The sequence below is a fragment of the Ochrobactrum chromiisoli genome (assembly GCF_026241335.1).
GTDB classification, from domain to species: domain Bacteria; phylum Pseudomonadota; class Alphaproteobacteria; order Rhizobiales; family Rhizobiaceae; genus Brucella; species Brucella chromiisoli.
The window spans coordinates 782057-798250 of sequence record NZ_JAPHAV010000001.1; the positions used below are offsets into that span (position 1 = coordinate 782057).

The window sequence follows — 16194 nt, forward strand, 5'->3', positions numbered from 1 at the left end:
CTTTTAGCCGCCTGCGTGAAGACAATTGATCAGCCGTTTGAGGCGAGCAGTGACAGCGTGTGAACGTTGTCTTCGCCTTCCTGATCAAGGAGACGGGTCGGATATTCACCCGTGAAATAGTGATCTGTAAAGGCAGGGGCCTTTGGATCACGTGCTTCACCACCAACTGCTTTGTACAGTCCGTCAATCGACAGAAACGCCAGCGAATCCGCACCGATATAACGGCACATCGCCTCCAGACTGTCATACTGGTTCGCCAGCAGCTTTTCGCGGTCGGGCGTATCAATCCCGTAGAAATCCGGGTGGAAAATCATCGGGCTTGCGACGCGAATATGCACTTCCTTGGCACCGGCATCGCGGATCATCTGCACGATCTTGACGGAGGTTGTGCCGCGCACGATGGAATCATCCACCAGCACAACGCGCTTGCCTTCAATCATCGCGCGATTGGCCGAATGCTTGAGCTTCACACCAAGGGCACGGATACTCTGCGTTGGTTCGATGAACGTGCGGCCGACATAATGATTGCGAATAATACCATATTCAAACGGAATACCACTGGCCTGCGCAAAGCCAAGCGCCGCAGGCGTTCCGCCATCTGGTACAGGCACCACAACATCGGCTTCGATTGGCGCTTCCTTGGCCAGATTCATGCCCATGTTCTTGCGCGCAACATAAACGCTGCGACCGCCGACAACTGAGTCCGGGCGCGCGAAATAGACATATTCAAACAGGCAGAGGCGTTCTGGTTGCGGGTTTTCCGGCTTGATACAATCGGTGGTGATGGAGCCATCTTTCTGAATTTCACAGATGATGACTTCGCCATTTTCAACGTCGCGGATATATTTCGCGCCGATAATATCAAGCGCACAGGTTTCCGAGCAGAAGATCGGCTTGCCGTCGAGTTCACCCATCACCAGCGGGCGGATACCAATAGAATCACGCGCTGCAATCAGCTTGGTGCGGGTCAATGCCAGCATCGCATAACCACCCTCAACCTGACGGATCGCATCGACAAAGCGATCACTCGACGAGGCTTGACGTGAGCGTGCAATCATGTGCAGCACGACCTCGGTGTCCGATGTTGCCTGAAAGATAGCGCCTGAAGCAATCAGCTGCTTGCGCAGAGTAATGCCATTGGTGAAATTGCCGTTATGGGCAATTGCGATGCCGCCAACTTCCAGCTCTGCGAAAAGCGGCTGCACATTGCGCAGGATCGTTTCGCCGGTCGTGGAATAACGCACATGGCCAATGGCGCGGTCGCCGGGCAGGCGGTTGAGCGTCGAAGCATCCGTGAAGTGGTCGCCCACCAGACCCATATGCCGTTCCGAATGGAAGCGGCGGTTGTGATAGGAAACGATACCGGCAGCTTCCTGTCCGCGATGCTGCAAAGCATGCAGACCAAGAGCCGTTAGCGCTGCGGCGTCCTCATGGCCAAGAATGCCAAATACACCGCACTCTTCATGCAACGTATCATCGTCCAGCATAAAGGAGTTTTCGTCATGCGATTGTTGGAACATTGTCCGCAAGGCCTTTCGATTGCGGTTACTAAAAGCAACATTTACAGGAAAGAGCGCTATTTTAAAAGCGGTCCCTTACATGCTGTGCGTTTCAGCCGCTGATATAATGTAAGACTTTGACTAAAAACAGATGAAACCGACAGCTTTATGCTGCCGGTTTCAAAAAATGGTGTTCAGGATCAGTTTGCAGCCGGTGTGTCGTCCGGTACCGGCTGTTCGGCAGGGGCGCCTGCGGGAGCCTGCGTTTCCTGACCCGGCTTGAACTGCTTGATAGCCGATTCAGGATCTGCCGGAAGCAAATCAATCAGTTGTTGGCCAAAGGAATCGAGCATTGGCTTGGATTTCGCATTATTGACCCATGCTGGCTGGTTTGTCGGAACCAGCCAGTTGAAGAACAGCATTGCAACAACAACGAGCAATACGCCGCGCGCAGCACCGAACAAAAAGCCTAAGGTGCGGTCGAGCGCACCGATGCGGCTGTCGATGATGAAATCGGCAATCTTCATGGTGATCAGCGAGACAACAATCAGAACAACAAGGAAAACTGCGCCAGCGGCTGCAATCTTCGCGATTGTTTCGTTGTTGATGTAAGGCTGCAGGTAAGGCAGCACCGGCTGATAAAAGAGATATGCGGCTGCGGCGGCTGCGGCCCATGAAACCAGCGACAGGACTTCGCGAGAAAAACCGCGTACCATCGCCAGAACGGCGGAAACCAGCGTTATCCCGAGTAAAATTCCATCAAGCAAGGTAATCGGCATTCTGGCCTGTCCTTAATTTATACGCACCGGCTTTGCCGCGTGCGGGGCAGTCAAATTTGCAATAGTTTAACAGCGGAAAGTTGACGAAATCTTCCCATGCTAAAGCTCATTAATTTCAACGATCTACAGCTTGATAGCCTCAGATCAAGTTTTTTTACTCGGTCCCGATGCGGCAATGCGCACCACAAGGTCCGAAAGTGCTGTTGTTTCCATAAGGCCGAAGTTGCGATCTTTCCAGAGTTCGCTGCTTCCACCAGGAACAACGGCTTGTCTGAAGCCAAGCTTTTCGGCTTCTTTCAGTCTCTGTACTGCATGTGAAACCGCACGAACAGCACCTGAAAGGCTGATTTCGCCGAAATGAACACAATCTGCAGGGAGCGCAATGCCTGCAATTGATGAAACAAGCGCTGCAGCCACCGCAATATCGGCTGCCGGTTCGCTGATACGATAGCCGCCTGCCACATTGAGATAAACATCATGCTGACCAAAGCGCACGCCGCAATGTGATTCGAGTACAGCCAGAATCATTGCAAGACGGCTTCCGTCCCAGCCCACAACGGCGCGCCGCGGTGTGCCGAGCGAGGAGGGGGAAACGAGCGCTTGTATTTCGACCAGCACCGGGCGCGTGCCTTCCATGCCTGCAAAAACCGCAGCACCCGGCGATTTTTCGTTGCGCTCGCCAAGAAACAGTTCAGACGGATTGGTCACTTCACGCAAACCACCGTCTGACATTTCAAAGACGCCGATTTCGTCGGTCGGCCCGAAACGGTTTTTGACGGTCCGCAAAATGCGATACTGATGCCCACCTTCGCCTTCAAAATAAAGAACACCATCGACCATATGTTCAACCACGCGCGGACCGGCAATCTGCCCTTCCTTGGTGACGTGGCCGACGAGAACAACGGCAGCACCTGTCTGCTTGGCATAGCGGATCATCGCTTGCGCGGAGGAACGCACTTGTGTCACCGTACCGGGCGCGGAATCTGCCATATCGGTCCAGAGTGTCTGGATCGAATCGATGATCACGAGGTCGGGCCGCTTGCCATCGGAAACAGTTGCAAGAATGTCTTCGACATTGGTTTCGGCAGCCAGTTCAACCGAAGAACTGGCAACGCCCAATCGTTGCGCACGCAGACGAATCTGCGCAACCGCTTCTTCGCCTGACACATAGACGATGCGGTGCCCGCGATTGGCAAGGGCTGCTGCTGCCTGAGTCAGGAGCGTGGATTTACCAATACCGGGATCACCGCCAATCAGGATGGCAGATCCGCGCACAAAGCCACCGCCGGTGACGCGATCAAGCTCGCTGATACCGGAAATGATGCGCGGGGCATCTTCAATTTCACCAGATAGCGAGGTGAGGGCAACCGCACGGCCTTTGCGCTTTGAAAGCATGGAGCCGGGGCCGGAACCAATGCCGCTATTGGTGCCTTCTTCGACGAGCGTATTCCACTCGCCGCAAGAGTCGCACTTACCCGCCCAGCGCGTATGAACCGCGCCACAATTCTGGCAGATGAACTGAACGCGTGCCTTGGCCATCAGGCACGCTCTTTTTTGATGAGAATACTATTCATATTGTTCCGGGATATAAGACCCCTCGGCCAGATCTGCAAATCGCGTAAACTCAGCCTGGAAGGCAAGCTTGACCGTGCCCGTTGGTCCGTGACGCTGCTTTGCGACGATAACGTCGGCAGTGCCGCGCACTTTTTCAAAATGTTGTTTCCACTCTTCATATTTCGGGTCAAACTCATCGCGGGGTTCGAGGTTTTTGACATAATATTCTTCGCGGAACACGAAAAGCACCACGTCCGCATCCTGCTCGATCGAGCCCGATTCACGAAGATCGGAGAGCTGTGGGCGTTTGTCGTCGCGGCTTTCCACCTGACGCGAAAGCTGTGAGAGCGCAATGATCGGAACATTGAGTTCCTTGCCAAGCGCTTTGAGGCCGGTGGTGATTTCGGTAATTTCCTGCACGCGGTTTTGCGCGGAAGCCTTGGATGAGCCAGTCATCAGCTGCACATAGTCGATCACCAGAACATCAAGGCCACGCTGGCGCTTGAGACGTCGCGCGCGGGCTGCAAGCTGCGCAATCGAAATACCACCGGTCTGATCGATATAAAGCGGAATCTTCTGCATGTGCTGCGAACAGGCGACCAGCTTTTCAAAATCTGATTCGGTAATATCGCCGCGGCGGATTTTCGAGGATGAAACTTCCGTTTGCTCGGAAATAATACGCGTTGCAAGCTGTTCCGCAGACATTTCGAGCGAGAAGAAACCGACAACGCCGCCGTTCTTGGCCTTCATTGTGCCATCGGCCTGCTGTTCGGCCTCATAGGCATTGGCGATGTTGAACGCGATATTGGTTGCAAGCGAGGTCTTCCCCATACCCGGACGACCCGCCAGAATGATCAAGTCGGAAGGCTGCAAACCGCCCATCTTGTTATCAAGTGTGTGAATGCCTGTAGACACCCCCGATAGATGACCATCGCGCATGAAAGCGGCATTGGCCATATCGACGGCGGTGGTGACCGCATCTTTAAAGGCCTGAAAACCGCCGTCATATCGACCGGTTTCTGCCAGTTCGAACAACCGGCGTTCGGCATCTTCGATCTGCTCTTGCGGCGCATTATCGACCGGCGCATCATAAGCAACGTTCACCATGTCTTCGCCAATGCCAATCAAAGCGCGGCGCGTCGCAAGATCATAGATCGCGCGGCCATAGTCTTCGGCATTGATGATGGTGACGGCTTCGGTCGCAAGGCGCGCCACATATTGGAATACGGTCAAATCACCGATCTTGCCTTCATTTGGCAGGAAGGTCTTCATCGTGACCGGATTGGCCATTTTGCCAACGCGAATGAGATCGGTCGAAATCTCATAGATGCGACGATGCAAAGGCTCAAAAAAATGGGTCGGCTTCAGAAAGTCGGAAACACGGTAAAACGCATCATTGTTGATCAGAATAGCACCCAACAGTGCCTGTTCTGCTTCAATGTTGTGAGGAGCTTCCCGATAAAGCGCGTCTTTTTGATCGCGCGCATCGTCAAGTTTGCGTACCGCCGCTTCCGCCATGTTCGTCTATCCTGTCTCTGATCTTCCCAGCTAGGCCTGAAGTGAAGCCAAACGCAACGCAGCCTCAAGGTGATTCCTGCTGGAAGTGACAAGCTATACCATGATTCACAGGCTTCCACAGTTCGCTGTTCAATCTTTTGCACGGAGGCTTGACGAGCGTTGTGATCCATAATGGCGGCTGCTACGAAACAAAAAAACAAACCTCAGAGGGATTCTTTGCATGCGTTATCGTCTTTTATCTGCATGGCTGTCAGCCATCGCTTTTTTTTCACTTTTGTCGCTTCCTGTGGCCGCAGCGGAGCCGATCAAGGTTAAGGTTTTTATCGCGGCAATGTTCGAGATTGGCAAAAATAGCGGTGATCGCGCTGGCGAATTTCAGAACTGGTATGAACGCTATTGGAAAGATGCAAAACCCATCAAGGTAAAAGGCGCTTTCAAGCCGGTCTATTGCAATGACGATGGTGTGTGTGGGGCGGTCCTTGGCATGGGAAAAGTCAACTCGTCTGCCAGCATGCAGGCGATTCTGCTCGATCCGGCCTTTGATTTCTCAAAAAGCTATTACGTTTTGTCTGGGGTTGCAGGCACTCCGCCTTCGCGTGGGACGATCGGGGATGTGAGTTGGGCGACATGGCTTGTTGATTATGATCTTGGGCACCGTTGGGCGCCGGAAGAAGGCAAATCGGGTGAACCGGTGTTTATGCCACGCAAAGGCTATGAAGATTATCGCGTTTTCAAGCTCAATCCCGATCTGGTCGCCGCTGCCATGCGTCTTGGCAAAGACGTGAAGCTCGAAGATTCCAAAGAAGCTCAAGCTTACCGCATGCGTTACCCCAATAAAGCCGCACAGTCAGCGCCATCTTTGAAGGAAGGTACCCATATGACGGGTGATACGTTCTTCCACGGTCCGGGCCTGTCTGATGAAGCACAGTATATTGCTAAGCTTTACGGTGCGGATGACTATCTGATCACTGAAATGGAAGCAGCGGCGATTGCGCTTGTTATCAAGCGTCAGTTCGGAACAGACCGCATTCTCAGTTTGCGCGGCGCGGTCAATTTTGATCAGGGCAATCCGAACGAAACAACACTCCAGCACCTTGATCCGGCACCCGGTGAAACCGCAGGTGGTTTCGCTGAAACAGTCAGGAACATCTATCTTGTCGGTGCGCCGGTCGTCGATGACATCACAACCAACTGGGACAAGTGGGAAGCCGGTGTTCCGCAAGAAAAGTAAGGTGAGGTGGTCTGTGTGAGCGATTCACGCAGACCATTTTTCCAGCTTGTCTTTTTATGCTTTCACGCGCTTTTTTGGCATTTGCGTTTCGCTGTTGGCGCCTTTGGGCGCGCTATCGAGCCTTTTTAAGCGCTTTTCCTCTGCCTCAATGTAATTGCGTGTGAGCGGAACAGCTTCCTGCTTGTGCGCAATTTGAATGTGGAACACCATCATATTCTGCCAACGGAACGCACTTTCAGAAGCAGCAAGATAAAACTCCCACATACGGCAGAAGCGCTCGTCATACAGCGCCTTGGCTTCCTCGCGGCGAGCCATAAAAGCATAGCGCCATTCTTTGAGCGTTTCCGCATAATGAAGCCGTAGGATTTCAATGTCAGTCACATAAAGTCCTGCCTTTTCGATATGCGGGAGGACTTCTGAAAGGGCAGGGATATAGCCACCGGGGAAAATATATTTGCGGATGAATGGATTGGTTGCACCGGGACCATCTGCGCGGCCTATAGCGTGGAGCAGAAAAACACCATCCGGTTTCAACAGCCGCGCGGCATGCTGGAAATATTCCGCAAAGTGACCAACACCCACGTGTTCAAACATGCCAACTGATACCAGCCGGTCAAACTGATCATCAATGTTGCGATAGTCGGTAAGCTGAAACTTTGCGCGGTCCGTGAGATCTTCCTCGGCGGCGCGTCTATTGGCAATAGCGTGCTGTTCTTCTGAAAGCGTGACACCGGTCACATTGGCTTTGAGATAACGGGCGAGATAAAGCCCCATACCACCCCAGCCACAACCAATATCCAATATCTTATCGCCTTCATTGGCGAGAAGTTTCGCTGCAATATGGCGTTTCTTCGCGAGTTGGGCTTCAGCCAGTGTCGCAGTTGGCGTTTCGAAATAGGCGCAGGAATATTGCTTGTCCGGATCAAGAAAGAGATCGTAAAGCGCGCCTGAAAGATCATAATGGCTTTTGATATTGCTGGATGAGCGCGCAATGGTATTCATTTGCTGGAAGCGACGCAACAGCACCCGAATTTTGCCGACGGCTTTCATCCATGGCTCGGTCGCAGCCGTAGGACCTGTGTTTTCGAAGACGATCTTGAGCAGATTATAGATGTCGCCATCAATAAAATCGATTTCGCCATCCATGAAACATTCGGCTAGTTTTAACTCTGGATCAAACGCCACCGCGCGTTCGGCACGACGCGTATTAAAACGCATGTGAACCGGTTCCCCGGTCTTGTCCCCATATTGAAAAACATTCCCATCAGAATCGGTGACCGACAGATCACCCACTTTGATCATATGCACTAAAACTGTTCGCAGCATTGCATGCATAGGCCCCATCTCCCTCCTCAGAGCGCCTTGCGTCCACAGGACGCGCAAGAGACGCTCTAATCTTCAGGTTCGCATCGTGTTTTCCAAAATCGATTCCGATTTTGGGTCGATGCATGATTGGAGCAAGTGCAAACATTCGTACGGTTGCATGGCAGAGCGGCGTGTTCCCTGAATTATGCGCCGCGCTGTCATCAGATTTTCAGGCAATTCCCCTTCGGTCAATTGGCCTCTGGCTTATAGCCTGAGCAAGCACGAACGTTTCCGTCAGCACCCTCTCCAATCACAATCTAATATGAAGAATAGGCAAATTTTCTGATCTGAAAAGAGAAAATGCCCGACAGAGACCGCCGGGCATGATCATATAAAGTTTACCATTGTGGGAATGCCTGCAATAAAAGCAGGCACGCACAACTCAATCGATGGCTAAATTAAGCCTGATCTTCTGCTTCTTCGTCTTCGTCGAAGAATTCTTCAGCAAGAGGAGCTTCTTCGATGCCGTAGATGGCTTCGATCGAAGTCAGGTCTTCACCCTTTGCCTGACGTTCAGCTTCTTCAGTTGAACGAGCGATATTTACGGAAACCGTAACTTCGACTTCAGGATGCAGCGAGATGACGATTTCATGCACGCCAATGGCCTTGATTGGATGCTTCAGTTCAACCTGGTTGCGGTGCAGGTTGAAGCCATTTGCAGTGATGATGTCAGCGATGTCACGGGTCGAAACCGAGCCGTAGAGCTGACCGGTTTCACCAGCCGAACGAACAACGATGAAGGATTCGCCATCAAGCTTGGTTGCAACGGCTTCAGCTTCTGTCTTGCGCTCAAGGTTCTGAGCTTCGAGCTGTGCGCGCTGGCCTTCGAACTTCTTGAGGTTGGCTTCGTTGGCACGAAGAGCCTTGCCCTGTGGCAGAAGGAAGTTACGGGCAAAGCCGTCCTTAACCTTGACAGTGTCGCCCATCTGACCGAGGCGAGCGATGCGTTCCAGAAGAATAACGTCCATTTGAGTTTCCTTTCGAGATTTAAATTTGGATTTATTGGTTGTCTGTGTTCGGAATTTTCGAAATTGGTGCGCCGCGCGATGTATCGAAAAGGCCGAAAACCATGAAGACGACAAGCAGGAATGCGAAGAGTATGATCGCGACATAGATGAGCCAGAGCGCGACCGGGCGCCATGGCTTGCCACGCGTGCGCTGATGGAAGGTCGCAAGACCTGCAATCATGAAACCGAAGCTCAGTGCACCCGCAACCACCGTCGCAATGAGACCGGCAGGGCCCGGCAAGAATGCAACAGCAAGTGCGACCGCAAAAACCAAAAGCGCTGGGCGTGGCATCCGCATGGTTGCGGGCCAGTCATCACGCGGACGGCGCAGCCGGCCCGAAAGGGCGGTCAGCCGCAGAGCCAGATAAAGATTGCCGACGAGAATAGCCAGGCACGCTGCAGGCTGAACTGCTGGCAGTGCCACCATCAAAAGCGCACTGACATTCTGGCGCATCTCGTCGCTTGGCGTGAATTGTGGGTCAGCGGCTGCGAGGCTGTCGATCAAGGTGTTGGCGAATTCTCGTGCCAAATCTGGTCCGAAGCCCAGAATAAAACCGATGATGATGAAGCTTGCAGCAACCATCAGCGCGAGACGGAAAACGATGTCCGACAGCGGATACCAGACCATCAAATCCTTCGGGCCGCCGAGTTCGGAGGCAGGGCGGGCAAGACCTGAAAGATAAGCAGCGATCGCCGCTGGCGCATAGCTTGTCAGAGCCATAAGCAGCGCTGCTAAAGGTGCTGCAACGACACCAACAGCAAGGGTGGCGCAAGCAGCAGCGATAATCCCCGCGCTCGAACCCCAGCCCAGTGCAGCAACAAAAATCGGTAGCGGTGTCAGGAAATAGAGAACCACCGCCATACCCGACTGGGCGATGACGCCAGACGACATCAGTGCCGAGGCAAGCCCCGCCAATATGCCGACTCCAATGATGGTTCCATTGAACTTCATAAATTCGCTGTCCTGCTCCGGCTTTCCCGGTTTTGCAGTTAGAGGCGGCGTTTCCACGCGATAGCCCCAACTTGGGATTTTCGTACTCCGGTTACGCCCATCGTATCCGGGAAGAATCGGGAGGCGAAGAATCGCCTCCCCAAAAGTCTTACTTCACTCAGACCTTACTTAACAACGTATGGAAGCAGGCCGAGGAAACGAGCGCGCTTGATCGCCTTGGCGAGTTCACGCTGCTTCTTCTGGCTGACAGCCGTAATACGCGAAGGAACGATTTTGCCGCGTTCCGAAATATAACGCTGCAGGAGCTTGATGTCCTTGTAGTCGATCTTCGGTGCATTTGGACCTGTAAAAGGGCAGGTCTTGCGACGACGATGGAAGGGACGACGGGTTGGGATCTGATTGATATCAACCATGATTATGCTCCTTCGCCAGCTTCATTGTCACGTGGACGACGTGGGCCACGATCACCGCGATCACCACGGTCGAAACCGCCTTCACGTGGACGGCGTGGGCCGCGGTCATCACCATCGCGGTCACGACGTTCGTCGCGGCGCGAAAGCATAGCCGACTGGCCTTCTTCGTGTTCTTCAACGCGGATGGTCATGAAACGAAGAACGTCTTCGTTGATACGCATCTGGCGTTCCATTTCAGCAACGGCTGCTGCCGGTGCATCAATGTTTACGAGCGTGTAATACGCCTTGCGATTCTTTTTGATGCGGTAGGTGAGGGGACGAAGACCCCAGTTTTCAACCTTACCGACCTTGCCGCCATTAGCTTCGAGGACACCCTTGTACTGTTCGACGAGAGCGTCGACCTGCTGCTGGGAAATGTCCTGGCGGGCAAGAAGCACATGTTCATAAAGAGCCATTGGCTTTGCCTTTCTTCTGTTTCATTTCGCTGACACTAACGGCTAAGCCTCTGCGACTTCTCTTTTGCCGGAAAACCGGAGAAGAAAGGACGCTTGGGTAAAGACAATCGAGAGCGGAGACACGGGAGGCAGAAGCGCTTACGACTTCCACGGACAATTCAACAAAGTGTTGAAGAACTGCACGCTCCTCCGTTCAGCCCCCAGCTAATGCCAGCAACGAACGGGCGCTCAATACGTGCTTTTCCCCTGCTTTGCAAGCGTTGGGGGGCGTAAAAAACCACAAATACTTGACTTTTCGCCCTGTGATGGGGCACATCGCGCAAAATTGTTGTATTAAAGTGAGGCATTCATGGCGGTAGCATTCACCTTTCCGGGGCAGGGTAGCCAGGCAGTTGGCATGGGCAAAGCTTTGGCCGAGCAGTTCGCTGAAGCGCGCGCTGTTTTCGAGGAAGTGGACGCGGCTCTGGGTGAAAAGCTTTCCGCCACGATGTTCGAAGGCCCGGAAGATGTGCTCACTCTGACCGCCAATGCGCAGCCGGCCTTGATGGCGGTTTCCATTGCGACGCTGCGCGTCATGGAAGCGCAGGGCTTTTCGTTGAAAGACAAGGTTGCCTATGTTGCCGGCCATTCGCTTGGCGAATATTCAGCCCTTTGTGCTGCCGGTACTTTTTCGCTCGCCGATACCGCGCGTCTGTTGCGCATTCGTGGCAATGCGATGCAGAAGGCTGTTCCGGTTGGTGAAGGCGCAATGGCCGCCATTATCGGTCTTGAGCACAGCGATGTTGAATCCATCTGCGCGGAAGCCAAAGCTTCTGGCCCGGTCCAGATCGCAAATGACAATGGCGGCGGTCAGCTTGTGATTTCAGGCGCCAAGGCTGCTGTAGAACTTGCAGCTTCGCTTGCTTCTCAAAAGGGCGCCAAGCGCGCCATCATGCTGCCTGTCTCTGCACCGTTCCATTCGACACTGATGGCTCCTGCTGCCGATGCCATGCGCGAAGCGCTGGCACAAGTTGAAAAGCACAATCCGGTTGTACCGCTCATTGCCAATCTGCGCGCGGCACCTGTGACGGATGCCAATGAGATTGCCGATTTGCTGGTTGAACAGGTCACAGGCCAGGTGCGCTGGCGCGAAACTGTCGAATGGTTTGCAGGCAATGGCGTCACGACGCTTTATGAAGTAGGTTCAGGCAAAGTCCTGACGGGTCTTGCGCGCCGCATTTCCAAAGATGTGAGCGGCGTAACCGTTGGTTCGGCTGAAGAAATAGCTGCGGCGCTCGCTGCATTGAATAGCTAAAGGATCTGAGATGTTTGATCTGACTGGCCGCAAGGCTCTTGTAACCGGTGCGACCGGGGGCTTAGGTGAGGCGATTGCCCGTGCACTTCATGCACAGGGCGCAATCGTCGGCCTGCATGGCACACGCGAAGAAAAGCTCAAAGAACTGGCTGCCGATCTCGGCGAGCGCACTTTCATTTTTCCTGCCAACCTTTCCGACCGCGAAGCCGTCAAGGCACTTGGTCAGAAGGCTGAGGAAGAAATGGGCGGCATCGACATTCTCGTCAACAATGCCGGCATCACCCGTGATGGCCTTTTTGTGCGTATGAGCGACGAAGACTGGGATGCGGTGCTCAATGTCAATCTGACGTCTGTGTTCAATCTGACGCGCGAATTGACCCATCCGATGATGCGCCGCCGCAATGGCCGTATCATCAATATTACGTCGATTGTCGGTGTGACTGGCAATCCGGGTCAGGCAAATTATTGCGCGTCCAAGGCTGGTTTGATCGGCTTTTCGAAGTCGCTGGCGCAGGAAATCGCAAGCCGTAATGTCACGGTGAACTGCATTGCTCCGGGCTTCATCGAATCGGCGATGACCGACAAGCTGAACGAGAAGCAGAAGGAAGCAATCATGGGCAGTATCCCCATGAAGCGTATGGGCGTTGGTGGTGATATTGCTGCTGCGGTTGTTTATCTGGCAAGCGACGAAGCCGCATACGTGACTGGTCAGACGCTGCATATCAATGGCGGCATGGCTATGATTTGATGGTCTTTTACAGGCTGTTCAATCAATATTTTACGGTATAAAAAGTCTTAAAGTCGGATGGTGAAAACCAAAATGCGCTTTGCCTCGCTCAAGAAGCATGGTAATGCGCCCGACGAGAGTTCCGGTGTTTCGATAGAGAGATGCCGTAATCCTGTTCCGCAAGGAATATCCACAGGATGTCTGTCAAAGGAAGTGTACTCTAAACTTGGCAGGCATCTTATAACTTGATTACAATCATGCATGCCGCTAACCAAGGCAGAGCAAGTAAACAAACAGGTCGAGGTTCCGACATGAGCGATACCGCAGAGCGCGTCAAGAAAATCGTTGTTGAGCATCTGGGTGTAGATGCCGACAAGGTCACCGAAGGTGCAAGCTTCATCGATGATCTTGGTGCAGACAGCCTCGACACCGTCGAGCTGGTCATGGCTTTCGAAGAAGAATTCGGCGTTGAAATTCCTGATGACGCAGCAGAAACGATCCTCACGGTCGGCGACGCTGTAAAGTTCATCGATAAGGCTTCTGCCTAATCTGAGCTTAAGGGCTGGGATTCTTCCGAATCCCGGCCCTGCTTGTCTTCTGGTCAGGCGTTTAAGCCCTGTGCCCGGAAAAAGCGAAGAGCGATTGCTGGAAATGGCCCGATGCGGTCGTTTCATATGCAGTTCGATATTTAAGTGAGCATCGTCCGTATGAGGCATTTTCGCCTGCGGGATGGCTCCAATGAAATTTATCAAATTTAAGGGGTGGATATGAGGCGTGTCGTCATCACCGGTCTTGGTTTGGTGTCGCCGCTGGCAAGCGGTGTCGAAGAGACCTGGAAACGTCTTGTTGCCGGTGAAAGCGGTGCTCGCCGCATCACAGAGTTTGAAGTTGATGACCTGGCCTGCCAGATCGCCTGCCGTATTCCGGTTGGCGATGGCACCAATGGCACCTTCAATCCCGACCTCCATATGGAACAAAAGGAACAGCGCAAGGTTGATCCGTTCATCGTTTATGCGGTCGGCGCTGCCGATCAGGCATTGGACGATGCAAACTGGCATCCGGAAAGCGACGAAGATCAGATTCGCACCGGCGTTCTGATCGGTTCCGGTATTGGTGGTATTGAGGGCATTGTTGAAGCTGGCTATACGCTGCGCGACAAAGGCCCTCGCCGTATTTCGCCTTTCTTCATTCCCGGTCGTCTGATCAATCTGGCTTCCGGCCATGTTTCCATCAAACACGGACTGCGCGGCCCCAACCATTCCGTGGTAACGGCGTGCGCAACCGGAACTCATGCCATTGGCGATGCAGCGCGTCTGATCGCTTTTGGCGATGCAGATGTGATGGTTGCCGGTGGTACGGAATCGCCGGTTAGCCGCATTTCGCTGGCAGGTTTTGCCGCATGCAAGGCGCTGTCCACCAAGCGCAATGACGATCCGACCGCAGCTTCGCGTCCTTATGACAGTGACCGCGATGGTTTCGTCATGGGTGAGGGTGCAGGCGTTGTGGTTCTCGAAGAGCTGGACCATGCTCTTGCACGCGGTGCAAAGATTTACGCCGAAGTGGTTGGCTATGGCCTTTCGGGTGACGCTTATCACATCACGGCTCCAACCGAGAGCGGCGAAGGTGCAGAGCGCTGCATGGTTGCGGCACTGAAGCGTGCAGATATTGCTCCTGATCAGGTTGATTACATCAATGCACATGGCACGTCGACCATGGCCGATACAATCGAACTGGGTGCCGTTGAACGCGTCGTCGGTGATGCGGCTTCGAAGATTTCCATGTCTTCGACAAAATCCGCAATCGGCCATCTGCTTGGTGCTGCTGGCGCTGCAGAAGCGATCTTCTCAACGCTGGCAATTCGCGACAACATTGCGCCACCAACGCTTAATCTGGACAATCCGGCGGTCGAAACCAAAATTGATCTGGTTCCGCACAAAGCGCGCGAACGCAAAATCGATGTGGCTTTGTCGAATTCGTTCGGCTTTGGTGGCACAAACGCTTCGTTGGTTCTGCGCCGTTACTCTTGAGTAGATTACTAAGAAATGACGATTTATTCAAAAACGCGGGGATTTCTCCGCGTTTTTGCCAAAATATAACCCGATGCGATGTTTAAACCTGCTAATTGCGTTAGTGTGATCTGACAGAATTTGTTTGATTTGTATGCCGTTTCATATGAGGTTCAGGACGAGGTGATGGAGTGAGTTCAGAAGAAAAGCCCGGAGCCGGTCCTGCTGAGCAGCAGCCACAGGCTACCGCAACACCTGAACAGGCCGCGGCATCCAAGCCTTTCGTGCCAAAGTCGGCTTCAGAGGCTCTTCGCCCGGAACCGGGTACGCCGCCGCCGCGTAAGCGGTCGCGTCATGCGCGTAGCCAGATCGTCGTCTTCATGAATTTCATGTTGTCGCTGCTGGTGCTTCTTCTGCTTGGCGCCTCGGCGCTGTTCTATTTTGGCAAGCTTCAGTTTGACGCTGCTGGTCCTCTGACCGCGGAAACCACCTTCCTCGTGAAGCGTGGTGCCGGTGTGTCGGAAGTTTCCAACAGCCTCGAAAACCGCGAAATCGTCAGTGATGCCCGTATTTTCCGTTATGGTATGCGCGCTTACGGTCATGAAAATGATCTGAAAGCTGGCGAATATGCCATCCCAGCCGGTGCGACGATGCGCGATGTGATGAATATTCTCATCAGTGGCAAGTCGATCATGTATCCGCTGACAATCCCGGAAGGCCTGACGGTCAAGCAGGTCTTCGATCGTATTTCGGCAGATCCAATATTGGTTGGCGACATGCCAAAAGAAATGCCGCCGGAAGGCGGGCTTTTTACCGATACGCTTAATTTCACACGCGGTACAACGCGCGAAGAAATCATCAACCGCATGATTGCATCGCAGCAGAAGCTGATTGATGAAACGTGGGAGAAGCGTCGCCCTGATCTGCCGATCAAGGACAAGAATGAGTTCGTGACGCTTGCTTCGATTGTTGAAAAAGAAACGGGCATTGCTTCGGAGCGCCCGCATGTGGCTTCGGTCTTTGTCAATCGTTTGAACAAGGGTATGCGCATCCAGTCCGATCCGACGATCATCTATGGATTGTTTGGCGGTGCAGGTAAGCCATCCGATCGCCCGATCTTCAAGTCGGACCTCGAAAAGCCAACGCCATATAATACTTATATTATCAATGGACTTCCGCCGACACCCATTGCCAATCCGGGTCGTGCAGCGCTTGAAGCTGTGGCCAATCCGCTGGATACGGAAGACCTCTATTTCGTGGCGGATGGGACAGGCGGTCATGTCTTTTCCAAGACCTTGGCCGAACATAACGCCAATGTGCGCAAATGGCGTGCGGTTGAACAGGAAAAGAACCAGCTACAGCAGCAAAACACCGCCCAGTAATGGGCGGTTTTA

The 16194-nt window shown here is 53.4% G+C and carries 15 protein-coding genes; 6 read left to right on the forward strand and 9 right to left on the reverse strand.

Going from position 1 to position 16194, the window contains the following annotated elements:
* Nucleotides 1–29: 29 nt before the first annotated feature.
* From purF to OPR82_RS03740, 4 genes are all read right to left on the reverse strand, one after another.
* The gene (gene purF / locus OPR82_RS03725) at nt 30–1487 is read right to left on the reverse strand and encodes an amidophosphoribosyltransferase (RefSeq protein WP_323054536.1); all 1458 of its coding nucleotides are present in this window, start codon (nt 1485–1487) and stop codon (nt 30–32) included.
* Between the two features lie 212 nt (nt 1488–1699).
* Nucleotides 1700–2278, reverse strand: coding sequence for a CvpA family protein (locus OPR82_RS03730; RefSeq protein WP_265983089.1), 579 nt, complete (start codon nt 2276–2278; stop codon nt 1700–1702).
* Between the two features lie 144 nt (nt 2279–2422).
* Nucleotides 2423–3817 (reverse strand): DNA repair protein RadA, encoded by a 1395-nt coding sequence (radA, locus tag OPR82_RS03735; protein WP_265983090.1) that lies wholly within the window; start codon nt 3815–3817, stop codon nt 2423–2425.
* Between the two features lie 27 nt (nt 3818–3844).
* On the reverse strand, nt 3845–5350 hold the full coding sequence (locus tag OPR82_RS03740; RefSeq protein ID WP_265983091.1) for a replicative DNA helicase: 1506 nt from the start codon (nt 5348–5350) through the stop codon (nt 3845–3847).
* Between the two features lie 220 nt (nt 5351–5570).
* Here OPR82_RS03740 and OPR82_RS03745 point away from each other — a divergent pair, with 220 nt between their 5' ends.
* Nucleotides 5571–6581 (forward strand): purine-nucleoside phosphorylase, encoded by a 1011-nt coding sequence (locus OPR82_RS03745; protein WP_265983092.1) that lies wholly within the window; start codon nt 5571–5573, stop codon nt 6579–6581.
* A gap of 54 nt (nt 6582–6635) precedes the next feature.
* Here OPR82_RS03745 and OPR82_RS03750 read toward each other — a convergent pair whose 3' ends face one another.
* The 5 genes from OPR82_RS03750 to rpsF all read right to left on the reverse strand — a co-directional run bounded on the left by OPR82_RS03750 (nt 6636) and on the right by rpsF (nt 10773).
* Complete coding sequence (locus OPR82_RS03750) at nt 6636–7916, reverse strand: SAM-dependent methyltransferase (protein ID WP_265983093.1); 1281 nt, start codon at nt 7914–7916, stop codon at nt 6636–6638.
* Nucleotides 7917–8344: 428 nt separating this feature from the next.
* The gene (rplI, locus tag OPR82_RS03755; RefSeq protein WP_265983094.1) at nt 8345–8914 is read right to left on the reverse strand and encodes a 50S ribosomal protein L9; all 570 of its coding nucleotides are present in this window, start codon (nt 8912–8914) and stop codon (nt 8345–8347) included.
* A gap of 31 nt (nt 8915–8945) precedes the next feature.
* On the reverse strand, nt 8946–9905 hold the full coding sequence (locus tag OPR82_RS03760; RefSeq protein WP_265983849.1) for a DUF2232 domain-containing protein: 960 nt from the start codon (nt 9903–9905) through the stop codon (nt 8946–8948).
* A gap of 164 nt (nt 9906–10069) precedes the next feature.
* Entirely contained in the window at nt 10070–10318 is a 249-nt protein-coding gene (rpsR, locus tag OPR82_RS03765; protein WP_022712184.1) for a 30S ribosomal protein S18, read from the reverse strand.
* Between the two features lie 2 nt (nt 10319–10320).
* Nucleotides 10321–10773 (reverse strand): 30S ribosomal protein S6, encoded by a 453-nt coding sequence (gene rpsF, locus OPR82_RS03770; protein WP_265983095.1) that lies wholly within the window; start codon nt 10771–10773, stop codon nt 10321–10323.
* A 349-nt stretch (nt 10774–11122) separates the two neighbouring features.
* On the opposite strand from rpsF, the gene fabD reads away from it, so the two are divergent.
* The 5 genes from fabD (at nt 11123) to mltG (ending at nt 16182) form a co-directional block, all read left to right on the forward strand.
* Nucleotides 11123–12067, forward strand: a complete 945-nt coding sequence (gene fabD, locus OPR82_RS03775) for an ACP S-malonyltransferase (RefSeq protein WP_265983096.1) — start codon at nt 11123–11125, stop codon at nt 12065–12067.
* Nucleotides 12068–12077: 10 nt separating this feature from the next.
* On the forward strand, nt 12078–12815 hold the full coding sequence (gene fabG / locus OPR82_RS03780; protein ID WP_265983097.1) for a 3-oxoacyl-[acyl-carrier-protein] reductase: 738 nt from the start codon (nt 12078–12080) through the stop codon (nt 12813–12815).
* Between the two features lie 290 nt (nt 12816–13105).
* The gene (locus OPR82_RS03785) at nt 13106–13342 is read left to right on the forward strand and encodes an acyl carrier protein (protein WP_002963616.1); all 237 of its coding nucleotides are present in this window, start codon (nt 13106–13108) and stop codon (nt 13340–13342) included.
* Between the two features lie 219 nt (nt 13343–13561).
* Nucleotides 13562–14821 carry a beta-ketoacyl-ACP synthase II gene (gene fabF, locus OPR82_RS03790; RefSeq protein ID WP_265983098.1) on the forward strand — a complete coding sequence of 420 codons (1260 nt, stop codon included), beginning with the start codon at nt 13562–13564 and terminating at the stop codon, nt 14819–14821.
* A gap of 170 nt (nt 14822–14991) precedes the next feature.
* The gene (gene mltG / locus OPR82_RS03795) at nt 14992–16182 is read left to right on the forward strand and encodes an endolytic transglycosylase MltG (protein WP_265983099.1); all 1191 of its coding nucleotides are present in this window, start codon (nt 14992–14994) and stop codon (nt 16180–16182) included.
* The last annotated feature ends 12 nt before the right edge of the window (nt 16183–16194 follow it).